The organism is Streptomyces sp. NPDC026672 (genome assembly GCF_040638185.1).
Taxonomy (GTDB): domain Bacteria; phylum Actinomycetota; class Actinomycetes; order Streptomycetales; family Streptomycetaceae; genus Streptomyces.
The window spans coordinates 48,762-64,678 of sequence record NZ_JBEZXS010000025.1 but is presented as its reverse complement, the minus strand read 5'-3'; the positions used below and the strand labels follow the sequence as shown (position 1 = coordinate 64,678).

General features: G+C 72.8%; 10 protein-coding genes. All 10 read left to right on the top strand.

Annotated features, from left to right (window positions below; genetic code table 11):
* Positions 1-223 precede the first annotated feature (223 nt).
* Positions 224-1,513: a hypothetical protein gene (locus AB0F77_RS26865; RefSeq protein WP_361953798.1), complete on the top strand. Its 1,290-nt coding sequence runs from the start codon at positions 224-226 to the stop codon at positions 1,511-1,513.
* Positions 1,513-3,711: a glycosyltransferase gene (locus AB0F77_RS26860; RefSeq protein ID WP_361953795.1), complete on the top strand. Its 2,199-nt coding sequence runs from the start codon at positions 1,513-1,515 to the stop codon at positions 3,709-3,711. Before AB0F77_RS26865 ends, AB0F77_RS26860 begins: the two co-directional genes overlap by 1 nt.
* Positions 3,708-5,078: an acyltransferase gene (locus AB0F77_RS26855; RefSeq protein WP_361953792.1), complete on the top strand. Its 1,371-nt coding sequence runs from the start codon at positions 3,708-3,710 to the stop codon at positions 5,076-5,078. Before AB0F77_RS26860 ends, AB0F77_RS26855 begins: the two co-directional genes overlap by 4 nt.
* 149 nt (positions 5,079-5,227) lie before the next feature.
* Positions 5,228-6,598, top strand: coding sequence for a nitrate/nitrite transporter (locus tag AB0F77_RS26850; protein WP_361953789.1), 1,371 nt, complete (start codon positions 5,228-5,230; stop codon positions 6,596-6,598).
* A 144-nt stretch (positions 6,599-6,742) separates the two neighbouring features.
* Positions 6,743-7,894, top strand: a complete 1,152-nt coding sequence (locus tag AB0F77_RS26845) for a uroporphyrinogen-III synthase (protein ID WP_361953786.1) — start codon at positions 6,743-6,745, stop codon at positions 7,892-7,894.
* A 630-nt stretch (positions 7,895-8,524) separates the two neighbouring features.
* A complete protein-coding gene (locus AB0F77_RS26840) occupies positions 8,525-9,118 on the top strand; it encodes a CGNR zinc finger domain-containing protein (RefSeq protein WP_361953782.1) in 594 nt (197 codons plus the stop codon).
* A gap of 1,041 nt (positions 9,119-10,159) precedes the next feature.
* Positions 10,160-10,681: a sigma-70 family RNA polymerase sigma factor gene (locus tag AB0F77_RS26835; protein WP_010039908.1), complete on the top strand. Its 522-nt coding sequence runs from the start codon at positions 10,160-10,162 to the stop codon at positions 10,679-10,681.
* A gap of 50 nt (positions 10,682-10,731) precedes the next feature.
* Positions 10,732-11,490, top strand: a complete 759-nt coding sequence (locus AB0F77_RS26830; protein WP_361953779.1) for a zf-HC2 domain-containing protein — start codon at positions 10,732-10,734, stop codon at positions 11,488-11,490.
* 78 nt (positions 11,491-11,568) lie between these two features.
* Complete coding sequence (locus AB0F77_RS26825) at positions 11,569-14,019, top strand: UvrD-helicase domain-containing protein (RefSeq protein WP_361953776.1); 2,451 nt, start codon at positions 11,569-11,571, stop codon at positions 14,017-14,019.
* A 369-nt stretch (positions 14,020-14,388) separates the two neighbouring features.
* The gene (locus AB0F77_RS26820; protein WP_361953773.1) at positions 14,389-15,804 is read left to right on the top strand and encodes an NAD-dependent malic enzyme; all 1,416 of its coding nucleotides are present in this window, start codon (positions 14,389-14,391) and stop codon (positions 15,802-15,804) included.
* Positions 15,805-15,917 lie beyond the last annotated feature (113 nt).

Below are 15,917 nucleotides of genomic sequence, written 5' to 3'. Positions count from 1 at the left end.
TCCCGAGGGTGACGGCACCCGGCCCCTGCCCCGAAGCGGGATGCGGCCGGATGTGTTCGGTGGCCGAGGCGGTACGGGTGGCCCGGAGACGACCGACACGGCCGACGGCGCCGACGCCGCTGCCGGGTTCGGTTCCGGTGACCGTTCCGGGGCGGCGGACGGCGAAGGGTGGTTCGGGAGCCGATCGGCGTTCCCCCGGGACGAGCGTCCCGGGGATGGGCCCGTGACGTTCGGCAGGACGCCGGACGCGGACGCCGGTGCCGCCGCCGCGTCGGACGGGCCCGACGAGACCGCCGTGCTCCCGCGCACGGGTCCCGCCCGGACCGGGCTCCTCACCGGAGCGGAGGCATCGGCCGCCGAGCCGACCGCCGTGCTCGGCACCACCGACGTGCCCGACCTCGACACCGGCACCGCCGGGCCGAGGGAAGCCACGGACGCCACCGCGTCGGCCGGAACCGCCGACCGGAAGACGGCCACCGGCGTCGCCGGGTGGGGAGGCGCCGACGCGCCGACCGACACCACCGCGCCGATGGGGGCCGCGGCCGGAAAGACGGCCGCCGGCACCACGGCGCCGACCGGCACCGCCGGCGGGAAGGCGCCCGTCGGTGCGAAGAGGGCCGCCGGCGTCGACCTGCCGACCGTCGTCGGGTGGGGGAGTGTCACCGCCCCGACCGGCGCCGTGCCCGGGAGCCCGGCCGCGGCGACCGGTGTGTTGCGTGATCCCTGGGGTGGCTCCCTCGCGGGTGACGCCGGTCAGGACGCGACGCACGACCCCCACGAGGTGACCGTCCAGCTCGACGCCGTTCAGCTGGGCGACACCGGGCTGCGCCCCGTCGAGGGGGCACCGTCCGGCGGCCACGACGGCTCCGACGGGCCGGTGTTCGTCGACGCCTCCGGCCGCCGCAGCCGCCGCTTCCGCCGGCTCGGCATGGTCATCGCCCTCGCCTGCGCCGTCTACGCCGTCGTCATCGTCGCCACGCTCCTGTCCGGCAGCTCCGACGCCCCCTGGCTCCCCGTACCGGGCCAGGACGGCGACAAGCCCGCCGGCCGGGTCGACAGCCCGCCGCTGCCCACCGAGTCGGCGCCGCCCTCGTCGAGCGGCAGCGCCTCGCCCGGCGCCACCCCGACGACGGGCGGCGGCACGACGCAGGCGCCCGTCACCGGCGGCGGCGTGCCCGGCACCGGCACCGCCGACGGCAGCCCCGGCACCTCCGCCGACCCGAAGCCCTCGGTGACCGAGTCCACGCCCGGCACCGGCGGTTCCGGCACCACGTCCGGCAAGCCCAAGCCCCCCGTCACCGACCCGTCAGCGCCGGTCTCGAACGAGCCGAGCACGCCCGTGGACACCGTCCCGCCGCCCGACCCGTCCGGCAGCCCCGTCGGTGGCGGCACGGGCACCGGCGCGGACACCGACTCGGTGGCCCACGGCCCCTCACTCAAGACACCCATCGCCGAGGAGCCGGGCGCCGCGGCGTCGTCCTCGTCCGACCTGTTCCCGGAGCACACCCTCTGATGGCAACCCGCACCCGCCGTCAAGGGGCCGCGACCGGAGCCCCCGACGGCTTCCGGCGCCGCCGCCTGCCCATGCGCCTGCTGCTGCCGCTGCTCGTCCTCGTTGCGCTGATCGCGATGCTGATGCTGCGCGGCTACGTCCACAGCGAGATCCTCGCCGACCACCGCATCCAGCCCGAGGCCGCCACCGACAAGGTGCCGGAGAAGATCCTCGACGGCGGCCCGGTCATCGACACCCGCAGCGGCCGTACGACGAGCATGGGCGTCCCCGACCACCGGCTCGTCCTCACCTTCGACGACGGCCCCGACCCGACCTGGACCCCGAAGGTCCTCGACGTGCTGAAGAAGCACCACGCGCACGCGGTCTTCTTCGTCACCGGCACCATGGCCTCCCGCTACCCGGAGCTGGTCAAGCGGATGGTGGACGAGGGCCACGAGGTCGGCCTGCACACCTTCAACCACCCCGACCTCTCCTACCAGTCCAAGAGCCGCATCGACTGGGAGCTGTCCCAGAACCAGCTCGCCATCACCGGCGCGGCCGGCGTGCGTACCTCGCTGTTCCGGCCGCCGTACTCCTCCTTCGCCGACGCCATGGACGACAAGTCCTGGCCGGTGACCGAGTACATCGGCACCCGCGGCTACATCACCGTCGTCAACAACACGGACAGCGAGGACTGGAAGAAGCCCGGCGTCCGCGAGATCATCCGTCGGGCCACTCCGCACGGCGGCAAGGGCGCGATCGTCCTGATGCACGACTCCGGCGGCGACCGCCACCAGACCGTGCAGGCCCTGGACGAGTTCCTGCCCCGGCTCCAGTCCGAGGGCTACCGGTTCCAGAACCTCACCGAGGCCCTCGGCGCCCCCAGCGCGCTCACCCCGGTCACCGGCGTCGACCTGTGGAAGGGCAAGGCGTGGATCTTCCTGGTCGGGGCCGCCGACGGGATCACCGGTGTGCTGGTGGTCGGGTTGGCCGTGATCGGCGCACTTGTCATCTCCCGCTTCGTCCTGATGCTGCTGCTGTCCGGCTTCCACGCACGCCGGGTGCGCCGCAAGGGATTCAGCTGGGGGCCGCCGGTCACCGAACCGGTGTCGGTGCTCGTGCCGGCGTACAACGAGGCCAAGTGCATCGAGAACACGGTGCGTTCGCTGATGGCCGGTGAACACCCCATCGAGGTGATCGTCGTCGACGACGGCTCGACGGACGGCACCGCGCGGATCGTCGAGGCGATGAACCTGCCGAACGTCCGTGTCGTCCGGCAGCTGAACGCGGGCAAGCCCGCCGCGCTCAACCGGGGCCTCGCGAACGCCAGTCACGACCTGGTCGTGATGATGGACGGCGACACCGTCTTCGAACCGTCCACCGTGCGCGAGCTGGTGCAGCCCTTCGGCGACCCGCGCGTGGGCGCCGTGGCCGGCAACGCCAAGGTGGGCAACCGCGATTCGCTCATCGGCGCGTGGCAGCACATCGAGTACGTGATGGGCTTCAACCTCGACCGCCGGATGTACGACGTGCTGCGCTGCATGCCGACGATCCCCGGCGCGGTCGGCGCGTTCCGCCGCTCGGCCCTCGAACGGGTCGGCGGCATGAGCGACGACACGCTCGCCGAGGACACCGACATCACCATGGCCCTGCACCGCGACGGCTGGCGTGTGGTCTACGCCGAGAACGCGCGCGCCTGGACCGAGGCGCCCGAGTCGGTGCAGCAGCTGTGGTCCCAGCGCTACCGGTGGTCGTACGGCACCATGCAGGCCATCTGGAAGCACCGCAAGGCGGTCGTGGAACGGGGCCCTTCGGGCCGTTTCGGCCGCGTCGGCCTGCCCCTGGTGTCCCTGTTCATGGTGGTCGCCCCGCTGCTGGCCCCGCTGATCGACGTGTTCCTGCTGTACGGCGTGGTGTTCGGCCCGACGCAGAAGACCATCGTGGCCTGGCTGGGCGTCCTCGCGATCCAGGCCGTGTGCGCGGCGTACGCCTTCCGCCTCGACCGCGAACGCATGACCCACCTCATCTCGCTGCCCCTCCAGCAGATCCTCTACCGCCAACTCATGTACGTCGTGCTGCTCCAGTCCTGGATCACGGCGCTCACCGGCGGCCGCCTGCGCTGGCAGAAGCTGCGCCGCACGGGTGTCGTCGAGGCCCCGGGCGGCCCGGTGCCGCGCCAGCGGACGCGCAGCAGCAGTGATCGGAGGCCCGTGGCATGACCCACGGATACACGACAGGGACGGGCGCGGGGGGACCGTGGCCCGGTGCCGAACCGACGCCGGACCTCACGACGCCGTACGGCATCCCGCAGCAGCAGACCGCCTCCCCGACGGCGACGGACCACGCGCCGTACGCGCCGGTGCCGCCGGCACCGCAGGCACCCGAGGGTCACGCGCCCGCACCGGACGGGGCCCCGGCCGATGCCGCACCGGCCTCCCGCGCGCCCTCGGGACGCGACCGCTACCTCGACCTCCTCCGCTCGATAGCCCTGGTCCGCGTGGTGGTCTACCACCTCTTCGGCTGGGCCTGGCTGTCGGTGCTGTTCCCGTCCATGGGCGTGATGTTCGCGCTCGCGGGCTCCCTGATGGCGCGCTCGCTCAGCCGCCCCGCGTGGGGCGTCATCAAGAGCCGGGTGCGCCGCCTCCTGCCGCCGCTGTGGGCGTTCAGCGCGGTGGCGCTGACGATGCTCTTCGTGAACGGCTGGAACCCGGTCAAGGACCCGGACAACGGCGGCACCTGGGGCCTCGTCAAGCTGATCGACTACGTCCTCCCCATCGGCGCCCCGCCCTATCCCTGGCAGGTCGGCTCCGACTCCGGCCTGCTGGAGTCCTCGTGGGCGGACCAGGCGGTGGGCCCGCTGTGGTACCTGCGGGCGTACCTGTGGTTCGTGGTGGCGTCCCCGCTGCTGCTGTGGGCGTTCCGCCGGGCGCCGTGGCCGACGCTGCTCGCCCCGCTGGGCCTGACGGCGATCGTGGGCACCGGGCTGGTGACGATCCCCGGCGAGACCGGCAACGCCGTCACCGACTTCGCGATGTACGCCGGCTGCTGGGTGCTGGGCTTCGCGCACCATGAGGGGAAGCTCAAGGAGGTCCCGCGCTACGTGTCGGTGTCGTGCTCGGCACTGGTGATGGCGTTCGGGCTGTGGTGGGCGTCGGGCCACCTGGGCGAGGACGGCTGGGACCTGAACGACATCCCGCTGGCCCAGGCGACCTGGTCGTTCGGGTTCGTGGTCATCCTGCTGCAGTACTCGCCGTCCTGGAAGGAACTCCCGGGCCGGCTGGCCCGCTGGGACAAGCTGGTGACCCTGTCCAACAACCGCGCGGTGACCATCTACCTGTGGCACAACCTGCTCATCATGGCCACGGTCCCGATCATCGACCTGGCGTACCGCCTCCCGTTCATGGAGAGCAGCCGCGCGTCGGCGACCCTCGACACCACGTACACCCTGTGGATGTTCTTCCTGGTGTGGCCGCTGATAGCCCTGGCGATCCTGGCCTTCGGCTGGATCGAGGACCTGGCCGCCAAGCGCCGCCCGCGCCTGTGGCCCAACGGAGCGCGGCGAGGGGGAGGCCGGCGCAGGTCCTGACGGCGCGGGCGCCTCTCATCCGCCGGCCACGCGGCGTGAGAGCAACGTTCCCTCGCGGTCACGCTCGGGTACAGGGCGGAAACGCGCTCTCCCTACCTTCGGGTCTCGTCACCCCTCATCGTGCGAGCCCGGAGCAGCGTGGAGGCGTTATGGCAGGGTCGGTTCCCGAGCGTCGTCGTGGTCGTTGGATCGAGCGGTGGGATCCGGAGGACGACGCCTTCTGGCGGGCGGGAGGCGAGCGGGTCGCCAGGCGGAACCTGCTGCTCTCCGTGTTCTCCGAGCACATCGGGTTCTCGGTGTGGACGCTGTGGTCCGTGCTCGTCCTGTTCATGGGGCCCGAGTACGGGCTGACCCCCGCCGACAAGTTCCTGCTGACCTCGGTGGTCACGCTCGTGGGGGCCGTGGTCCGGGTGCCGTACACCTTCGCCGTCGCCGTCTTCGGCGGGCGGAACTGGACGATCATCTCCGCCGGGCTGCTGCTCGTGCCCACGGTCGCCGCCCTGGTCGTCATGGAGCCGGGGACGTCCTTCGGCACGTTCCTGCTGGTGGGGCTGCTCGCCGGGATCGGCGGTGGCAACTTCGCCTCCTCGATGACCAACATCAACGCCTTCTTCCCGCTCAGGAAGAAGGGGTGGGCCCTCGGGCTCAACGCCGGCGGCGGCAACATCGGCGTGCCCGTCATCCAGCTCGTCGCCCTCGCGATCATCGGCGCGGGCGGCGGACCACGGCTGCTGCTCGCGGTCTACATCCCGCTGATCGTCGTCGCCGCCGTCCTCGCCGCCCTCTTCATGGACAACCTCGCCGCCGTGAAGAACGACACCGGCGCGGCCCGGGACGCCGCGAAGGACGCCCACACCTGGATCATGTCGTTCCTTTACGTCGGCACCTTCGGCTCGTTCATCGGCTACAGCTTCGCCTTCGGGCAGGTGCTGACCGGCCAGTTCGGCCGTACGCCGCTCCAGGCGGCCTACCTCACCTTCATCGGCCCGCTGCTCGGCTCGCTGATCCGGCCCGTCGGCGGCTGGCTGGCCGACCGGTACGGCGGCGCGCGGATCACGCTGTACAACTACGTCGGCATGGCCGCGGCCACCGCCGTCCTCGTCTTCGCCGGCATGCGGAAGTCGCTGCCGCTGTTCGTGGTCGTCTTCGTCGTGCTGTTCGTGCTCAGCGGGCTCGGCAACGGGTCGACGTACAAGATGATCCCGGGCATCTTCCAGGCGAAGGCCGCGGCGCTGGGGCTCGGCGGCGAGGAGGCCGCGCGTTACGGGAGGCGGCTGTCCGGCGCCTCCATGGGGCTCATCGGGGCGGTCGGCGCGCTCGGCGGTGTCGGCATCAACCTCGCCTTCCGGCAGTCCTTCCTCTCCTACGGCTCCGGCACCGGCGCCTTCGTCGCCTTCCTCGCCTTCTACGCCGCCTGCTTCGTGCTCACCTGGGCCGTATACCTTCGCCGGCCCGCCTCGGCGGCCGGGGCACCGGCCGCCGAGGAGGAAAAGGCGCAGCTCAGCTATGCCGAGGTGTGACGTAACACCGACGACATCACGCCGAACCGAGCCTGTCACGCGCCGTTGACAGGCTCGGCCGGCATACGGTGCCGAGCGGACCTGCGCCCTGCGTACGGGGTACGTGACAACGCGGTACGACGACTCGAGTGCGGGACGAGAGCCATGGACGAGGAACAGCAGCGACCGGAACACGGGCCCCTCGCGGGATTCACCGTGGGCGTGACGGCCGCGCGCCGCGCCGACGAACTCGGGGCACTGCTCCAGCGGCGCGGGGCGTCCGTCCTGCACGCGCCCGCCCTGCGGATCGTGCCGCTGGCGGACGACGGCGAACTCCTCGCCGCCACCAAGGAGATCGTCGACCGGGCGCCGGACGTGGTCGTCGCCACGACCGCGATCGGCTTCCGGGGGTGGGTCGAGGCGGCCGACGGCTGGGGGATCGGCGAGGAACTGCTCGGGCGGCTGCGCGGTGTCGAACTCCTCGCGCGCGGGCCCAAGGTGAAGGGGGCGGTGCGCGCGGCGGGGCTGACCGAGGAGTGGTCGCCGTCGAGCGAGTCCATGGCCGAGGTGCTGGACCGGCTCCTGGAGGAGGGGGTCGAGGGGCGCCGGGTGGCTGTGCAGCTGCACGGGGAGCCGCTGCCCGGGTTCGTGGAGGCGCTGCGGGCGGGGGGCGCGGAGGTGGTTCCGGTGCCGGTGTACCGGTGGATGCCGCCGGAGGACATCGCGCCGGTGGACCGGCTGCTCGACGCGGCCGTCTCGCGCGGTCTCGACGCGCTGACGTTCACGAGCGCGCCGGCCGCGGCGTCGCTGCTGTCGCGGGCCGAGGTGCGGGGGCTGCTGGGGGAGTTGCTGGCCGCGCTCAACCACGACGTGCTGCCCGCGTGCGTCGGGCCGGTCACCGCGCTGCCGTTGCAGGCGCGCGGGGTGGACACCGTGCAGCCCGAACGGTTCAGGCTCGGGCCGCTGGTCCAGTTGCTGTGCCGGGAACTGCCGGGCCGGGCACGGGCGTTGCCGATCGCCGGGCACCGGGTGGAGATCCGGGGGCACGCGGTGCTCGTGGACGGGGACCTCAGGCCCGTGCCGCCGGCGGGGATGTCGCTGCTGCGGGTGTTGTCGCGGCGGCCGGGGTGGGTGGTGGCGCGGGCCGACCTGCTGCGGGCGCTGCCGGGGGCGGGGCGGGACGAGCACGCCGTGGAGACGGCGATGGCCCGGCTGCGTACGGCACTCGGGACGCCGAAGCTGATCCAGACCGTGGTCAAGCGGGGCTACCGCCTGGCCCTGGACCCGGCGGCGGACACGAAGTACGCGGACGCGTGAGCACGAGCCCCGGGCGCCGCTGATTCCAACGGCACCTGGTGCCGGCGCGGCCCGCCGAGCCTGGTGCCACTGTGGCTCGCCGGGCCTGGTGCCGGTGCGGCCCGCCTGGCCCGGAGCCGCCGTGGCTCGCCGAGCCCGGAGCCGCCGTGGCTCGACGGCGCTCGGTGGCGCTGTGGTTGGTTCGGGTTCGGGTCCCGTGCCGGTCCAACGGCACCTGGTGCCGGTGTGGCTCGCCGGGCCTGGTCCGCCGTGGTCCGACGGCGCCCGGTGCCGCTGCGGTTGGTCCGGGTCCGGGTCCGGTGCCGGTCCAACGGCACCTGGTGCCGGTGTGGCTCGCCGGGCCTGGTGCCGCCGTGGCTTGCCGGCCCGGAGCCGCCGTGGCTCGACGGCGCCCGGTGCCGCTGCGGTTGGTCCGGGTCTGGGTTCGGGTCCGGTGCCGCCGACCCGGGCCCCGCGGCGACCTGGCGCGCCGAGCAGCCTTCCGCCCCTGTCCTGTGACACCGGGCAGCGGCCTCCGGCCCCGGGCTCGAACACCGGGCATGTCCGAATCCGGTGCGTGGGGTTCCGGGCGGGGCGCCGTGCGGGCACTGTGGGAGAGGGAAGGGTTCCCCTGTCTAGGCGGTGACAGGCATGGCACTGGGTACGGCCACGGTCCCCTACGAGATGCGGTTCGACGCCGGGCGGGTCTGCCTGGATCTGCTCTCCACCACCCATCCCGGCGAACGGCTGCACTCCGTACCGCCGTTGTGCGCCTGGATCGTCGGCTCGGGGCTCGTCCCACCGGGCACCCCGCTGGCCCACGCCGACGCCGGATGGCTCGTCGGGTTCCGTGAACTGCGGGCGCAGATCGGCCGGTTGGTGCGGTCGGGTCTCACGGGGGACGGACGGCCGTACGACCTGGCGCTCGCCCGCGTCAACGAGGTCGCCCGTGCCGCGCCGCCCGCCCCCCGTGCCGTACGGGCGAAGGACGGCACGCTCGTACGGGAGTTGGTCGCCGCACCCGCCTGCGCGGAGCTGCTCGCGGTGGTGGCCAGGGACGCGGTGGAGCTGCTGACCGACCCCGTGGCGCGCGCGGCCGTCCGGGAGTGCGAGGGCGACAACTGCCCGATCGTCTACCTGGACACCTCCCGGGGCCGCCGCAGGCGCTGGTGCTCCAGCGAGGTCTGCGGCAACCGCGAACGAGTGGCCCGCCACCGCCGCCGCACAGCCCTCACCCGAGCCTGACCCCACTCCCGCCCCCTGCCCCGGCGACCCCAGCCAGTCCGCCCCGGCCAGCTCCCGGCTTGACTGGCCTGGCTGCCCCGGTCCGCCTCCGACTTGACTGGCTTGGCTGCTCCTGGGCGGTCCCGTCCTGGTCTGACCCCGGCCTGTCCGGAGTGGTCGGCTCTGGCCGCCTGCCCGGCGTGGCGGCCCTGGCCGCTCTCGGCTTGGCTGCTCCTGGGCGGTCCCGTCCCGGTCTGACCCCGGCCTGTCCGGAGTGGTCGGCTCTGGCCGCCTGCCCGGCGTGGCCGTCCTGGCCGCTCTCGGCTTGGCTGCTCCTGGGCGGTCCGGTCCCGGTCTGATCCCCGGTCTGTTCGGAGTGGTCGGCTCTGGTCGGCTCTGGCCGCCTGCCCGGCGTGGCCGCCCTGGCCGTCCTCGGCCTGGCTGCTCCTGGGCAGTCTCGCCCCGGTCTGATCCCGGTCTGATCCCGGCCAGCCCCTGGCCGGCCCGGCTGTCCCCGGCCGGTCCCGCCCCGGCCGGCACCCACCCGGCTCGCCCCGCCCCGTCCCGGCCCCGCGCCCGGCCCGACTTGAGGCCGCCCTCGTCCGCAGCCCGCAGCCCGCTGCCCCTCGCCCCTGCGTCGACGCGCCCCCAGCCCCTCGTCTCGTCTGCCGCGCGCAGCGCACCGTCGCCTCGGGGCCCCGTCCCCCCCCGCTGCCCACCTCCTCCCCCCGCGCCCCCTGTGCCCCGCTCCGTCCCCGGCGGTCTCTCCCCTCCTCGGCGAGTGATTTCCGCAACACCGGGTTTGTAAGGATCATCGGTAGGGCAGCTCCGGCGGTCCGTCAATGTGTCGGAAATGTAAAGATCACGCGGTGGGAATGTGCGCCCATGTCCTCTCTCGTCATGGCACCCACGAGAAAACTGTCACTCGGGTTTGAACAAGGTGTGCCCGGTGTCCGTACGGGTGGGCGAGCGACCGACTGGGGGAACCCCCGGACATCGGAGGTGGGCGTGCGCAAGGATTCCGTCGTGGCCAATGAACGTGGATCGAGGGCCCGACATCGCATGTCCCAGCCCTCGGAGCCCGATGAGGAGCTGATGCGTGCTCTGTACCGTGAGCACGCCGGACCCCTCCTCGCGTATGTCCTTCGACTGGTCGCCGGTGATCGGCAGCGAGCAGAGGACGTCGTGCAGGAGACGCTCATCCGTGCCTGGAAGAACGCCGGCCAGCTCAATCGAGCGACCGGATCGGTACGCCCCTGGCTGGTGACGGTCGCGCGTCGCATCGTCATCGACGGCCACCGAAGCCGGCAGGCCCGGCCGCAGGAGGTCGATCCGTCGCCGCTGGAGGTCATCCCCGCGGAGGACGAGATCGACAAGGCGCTGTGGCTGATGACGCTGTCCGATGCGCTCGACGACCTGACCCCGGCCCACCGGGAGGTCCTCGTCGAGACGTACTTCAAGGGGCGTACCGTCAACGAGGCGGCCGAGACGCTGGGCATTCCCAGTGGAACCGTCCGTTCTCGGGTGTTCTACGCCCTGCGGTCGATGAAGCTGGCGCTGGAGGAGCGGGGGGTGACGGCGTGATGAGTGTGTACGGGGGATTCGGAACGGGTGGTTCGGGTATCTCTGGCTCCATGCAAGGAGCTCAGGGGCCGAATGAACACGAGACTGTCGGCGCCTACGCCCTGGGAATCCTCGACGATACCGAGGCGACCGCCTTCGAAGCCCATCTCGCCGGATGCGAGTGGTGCGCCCAGCAGCTCGACGAGCTCGCCGGAATGGAACCGATGCTGGCCGCGCTCGCGGACCTGCCCGGTGCCGGTACGCCCGCGATCGGGGAGTCCCTCTCCGCGAAGCCCAGCCCACGGCTCGCGGAGAAGCTCGTCGACGAGGTGGCCGAGCGCCGCGCGGTCAAGCGCCGCCGCAGCTTCTTCATGCTCGCGGCCGCGGCCGCGCTGATCGCCGGCGGACCGCTCGCGGTGCTCGCGGCGAGCGGCGGCTCGGACGACGGCCGTGCCAACACGGCGGTGGGCACCGCGCAGTCCGCCTTCGAGGCGATGACGGACAAGCGGTCCGCCACCGACGCGTCGACCCACGTCACGGCGACGGTCGGCCTGGAGAAGAAGGCGTGGGGGACCGCGACGGCCCTCCAGCTCAAGAACGTCACCGGCCCCGAGCGCTGCTCCCTGATCGCCGTCGGCAAGAACGGCGAGCGCGAGACGGTGACCTCCTGGTCCGTCCCGGAGTGGGGCTACGGCATCCCGAACGCCAAGACGGAGGCGGCCAAGGACCCGCTGTACGTCCACGGCGGCGCGGCCTTCGCCCCCAACCAGATCGACCACTTCGAGGTCATGACCTTCGACGGCAAGAAACTGGTCGACGTCAAGGCCTAGTCCCGCGTCCGGACGTAGCTTCGACGGGCCCCCTTCGCGTACGGTTGACGGCTGCCCAGCACGTCAGAAGGGGGCCCGGTGGCCGCTCAGGCTCAACAAACTGCGGTCGGCTCGGTTCACGTCCACGATTCCGTACGGGACCGAGAGATCAGCGTCGAACAGGAACACCTGGACCAGGTGTACCGGCGGCTCGAGGAGAAGATCCACGAGGCCGAGTTCCTCATGGACGACGCCGCCCGGCGCGGCCAGGTCGGCACGCCCGGCGCACTGGCCGAGAGGGACGCGCAGGTCTTCCGGGCCGGTGTCCACCTCAACCGGCTCAACAACGAGTTCGAGGATTTCCTCTTCGGCCGTATCGACCTGCTCCTCGGCAAGGACGGCAAGAAGGGACCCGACGGCGCCTACACCGCCGTCGAGCCCGCGGACGGCGCCGTCCGCGGGGACAACACCGCCGACATCGCGGAGACCCTGCACATCGGCCGCATCGGCGTCCTCGACGAGGACTACGCGCCGCTGGTCATCGACTGGCGCGCGCCCGCCGCCGCGCCCTTCTACCGGTCCACCCCGGTCGACCCCGGCCGGGTCGTGCGCCGCCGGGTGATCCGCTCCAAGGGGCGCCGGGTGCTCGGCGTCGAGGACGACCTGATGCGTCCCGAGCTGACCGCGTTCCTCGACGGCGCCGAACTGGCCGTCATCGGCGACGGCGCCCTGATGGCCGCGCTCGGCCAGGCCCGCACGCACACCATGCGGGACATCGTGGCCTCCATCCAGGCCGAGCAGGACCTGGTCATCCGCGCCCCCGCCGCCTCCGTGACGTACGTCGAGGGCGGGCCGGGCACGGGCAAGACCGCGGTGGCCCTGCACCGCGCCGCCTACCTGCTCTACCAGGACCGGCGGCGGTACTCGGGCGGCATCCTCATCGTCTCGCCGACCCCGTTGCTCGTGGCCTACACCGAGGGCGTGCTGCCCTCCCTGGGCGAGGAGGGCCAGGTCGCCATCCGGGCGATCGGCTCGCTCGTCGACGGCGCCGGGGCCACGCTGTACGACTCCCCGGCGGTGGCCCGCGCCAAGGGCTCGTACCGCATGCTCAAGGTGCTGCGAAAGGCCGCCCGGGGCGCCCTGGAACTCGGTTCGGGCGCAGCCGCCGGCACACCGGGACGGGCGGCTTCCGGGCAGCTCGCGTTCGGCGACGACACCGAGGCGGCCGACACCGGGGCGGCCGACACCGGGGCGGCCGACACCGGGGCGGCCGACACCGGGGCGGCCGGCACCGCGCCCGCCGGCCCGCCCACCCGGCTGCGGGTCGTCGCCTTCGGGCGCCGCCTCGAACTGGAGGCCGCCGAACTGGAGCGCATCCGCCGTACGGCCCTCGGCGGCACCGCACCGGTCAACCTGCTGCGCCCGCGCGCCCGCAGACTGCTCCTGGACGCCCTGTGGGCGCGCTCCGGCGCCGCCGGCCGGCACACCGACCCGGAGCTGGCCGCCGAGCTGCGCTCCTCGTTCGACGAGGACATCGCCTCGGAGGACTCCTTCATCACGTTCCTCGACGCCTGGTGGCCCGAGCTGACCCCGGGGGCCGTGCTCACGGCGATGGCCGACGAACGGCGGCTCGGCCGCTGGGCCCGCCGTGTCCTCAACCCGGGCGAGGTCCGCAAGGTCGCCCGGTCGCTGCGCCGCGACGGCCACACCGTGCACGACATCGCCATGCTCGACGAGCTCCAGGCGATCCTGGGCTCCCCGGCCCGCCCGCGCAGACGGCGCGAGCTGGATCCGCTGGACCAGCTCACCGGTCTGGAGGAGCTGATGCCGGTGCGGGAGGAGTCGCAGCGCGAGCGGGCCGAGCGGCTGGCGCAGGAGCGCACCGAGTACGCCCATGTCATCGTCGACGAGGCGCAGGACCTCACGCCGATGCAGTGGCGCATGGTCGGCCGCCGCGGCCGGCACGCCACCTGGACGGTCGTCGGCGACCCGGCCCAGTCCTCCTGGTCCGACCCGGACGAGGCGGCCGAGGCCCGCGACGAGGCCCTGGGCTCCCGCCCGCGCCGCCGCTTCCGGCTCACCGTGAACTACCGCAACCCGGCGGAGATCGCCGACCTCGCCGCCAAGGTGCTCGCCCTCGCGATGCCCGGCTCCGAGTCCCCCTCGGCGGTGCGCTCCACCGGCGTCGAGCCGCGCTTCGCGATCGTGCGGGACTCGCTGGAGTCGACCGTGCGCGCGGAGGCCGAGCGGCTGCTCGGGCTGGTCGACGGCACGGTCGGCGTGGTCGTCGCGATGAACCGCAGGGCGGAGGCGGCCCGCTGGCTCGCCGGGCTCGGCGACCGCGTGGCGGCGCTCGGCAGCCTGGAGGCGAAGGGCCTGGAGTACGACGCGACGGTGGTCGTCTCGCCCGCGGAGATCGCCGACGAGTCACCGGCCGGCCTGCGGGTGCTGTACGTCGCCCTGACCAGGGCCACGCAGCAGCTGACGGTGGTGTCGGGCGAGCGGGACGAGCCCGACGCGGAGGGGGTGCCGGATCTGCTGCGGGATTGATTCCTGTGAACCGGCCGGACGGGAATGGCCTTACGGGATCCGTTTGTTAGCCTTGACGTGGCACCGGCTCGATCCAAGCCCCCGGGCCCAACCTTAGTCGCCACGAGCGACCACTTGCCGCGAGGCGAGCATGGCGGGTCGGTGTCATGAACCAAGGGCGGAGGCCCACGTCTTCTGTGACGTGGGCCTCTTCTCATTGCCCTTGGCGGCACCCCGGACCGCTCTCGTATGGTGAAAGACAGCTTCCGAAAAGGGCACCGGTTCGTGAACAAAACGTCCGCAATACGGGGCGGCTACCACGTACTCGGGGGTAGGTGCGACGATCGGACGGCACAACTCGCGACACGGTGAAAGCAGAGGAAGTCCGCCATGGCAACGGCGCCCAGCGTCTCCTACTCGATGACCATTCGGCTGGAGGTGCCCGCGAGCGGAACCGCCGTCTCGCAGCTCACCACCGCCGTGGAGTCCTCCGGAGGCTCGGTGACCGGCCTCGACGTCACCGCGTCCGGCCACGAGAAGCTCCGCATAGACGTGACGATCGCCGCCACGTCGACCGCCCACGCCGACCAGATCGTGCAGCAGCTGCGCGGCATCGACGGCGTCACGCTGGGCAAGGTCTCGGACCGTACGTTCCTGATGCACCTCGGCGGCAAGATCGAGATGCAGTCGAAGCACCCCATCCGCAACCGTGACGACCTGTCCATGGTCTACACACCGGGCGTGGCCCGCGTGTGCATGGCGATCGCCGCCAACCCGGAGGACGCGCGCCGCCTCACCATCAAGCGCAACTCCGTTGCGGTCGTGACGGACGGTTCCGCGGTGCTGGGGCTCGGCAACATCGGCCCCAAGGCCGCGCTGCCGGTCATGGAGGGCAAGGCGGCCCTGTTCAAGCGGTTCGCCGGCATCGACGCCTGGCCGATCTGCCTGGACACCCAGGACACCGACGCGATCGTCGAGATCGTCAAGGCGATCGCCCCCGGGTTCGCCGGCATCAACCTGGAGGACATCTCCGCGCCCCGCTGCTTCGAGATCGAGGCCCGGCTGCGCGAGGCCCTCGACATCCCCGTCTTCCACGACGACCAGCACGGCACCGCGATCGTCGTCCTGGCCGCCCTGAAGAACGCGCTGCGCGTCACCGGCAAGGCGATCGAGAACATCCGGGTCGTCATGTCCGGCGCCGGAGCGGCCGGCACGGCCATCCTCAAGCTGCTGCTCGCGGCGGGCGTCAAGAACGCCGTCGTCGCCGACATCCACGGTGTGGTGCACGGCGGGCGCGACGACCTGGTGGGCGCCGCCGCCGACTCCCCGCTGCGCTGGATCGCCGACAACACCAACCCCGAGGGCCTGACCGGCACGCTCAAGGAAGCCGTTCGCGGTGCCGACGTGTTCATCGGCGTCTCGGCCCCGAACGTGCTGGACGGGGACGATGTGGCGGCCATGGCGGAGGGCGCGATCGTGTTCGCGCTCGCGAATCCGGACCCCGAGGTCGACCCGGCGGTCGCCCGTCAGACGGCGGCCGTGGTGGCCACCGGGCGCTCCGACTTCCCCAACCAGATCAACAACGTGCTGGTCTTCCCGGGCGTCTTCCGCGGCCTGCTGGACGCCCAGTCCCGCACCGTCAACACGGACATGATGCTGGCCGCCGCGCACGCCCTGGCCGACGTGGTCACCGAGGACGAGCTGAACCCGAACTACATCGTCCCGAGCGTCTTCAACGACAAGGTCGCCGGCGCGGTCGCGGGCGCGGTGCGGGACGCGGCGAAGGCGGCGGGCGCGGGTTCGTAGCCCTCCCCGTGCCGTGCGGGCCGGCGTGCGGGGGTTGTGATGATCGACACGGCGGCCCCCGCACCGGCGCGTCGCGGGACCGCGGGCCGAGTGCCGCCCTCTAGGGTGACGGC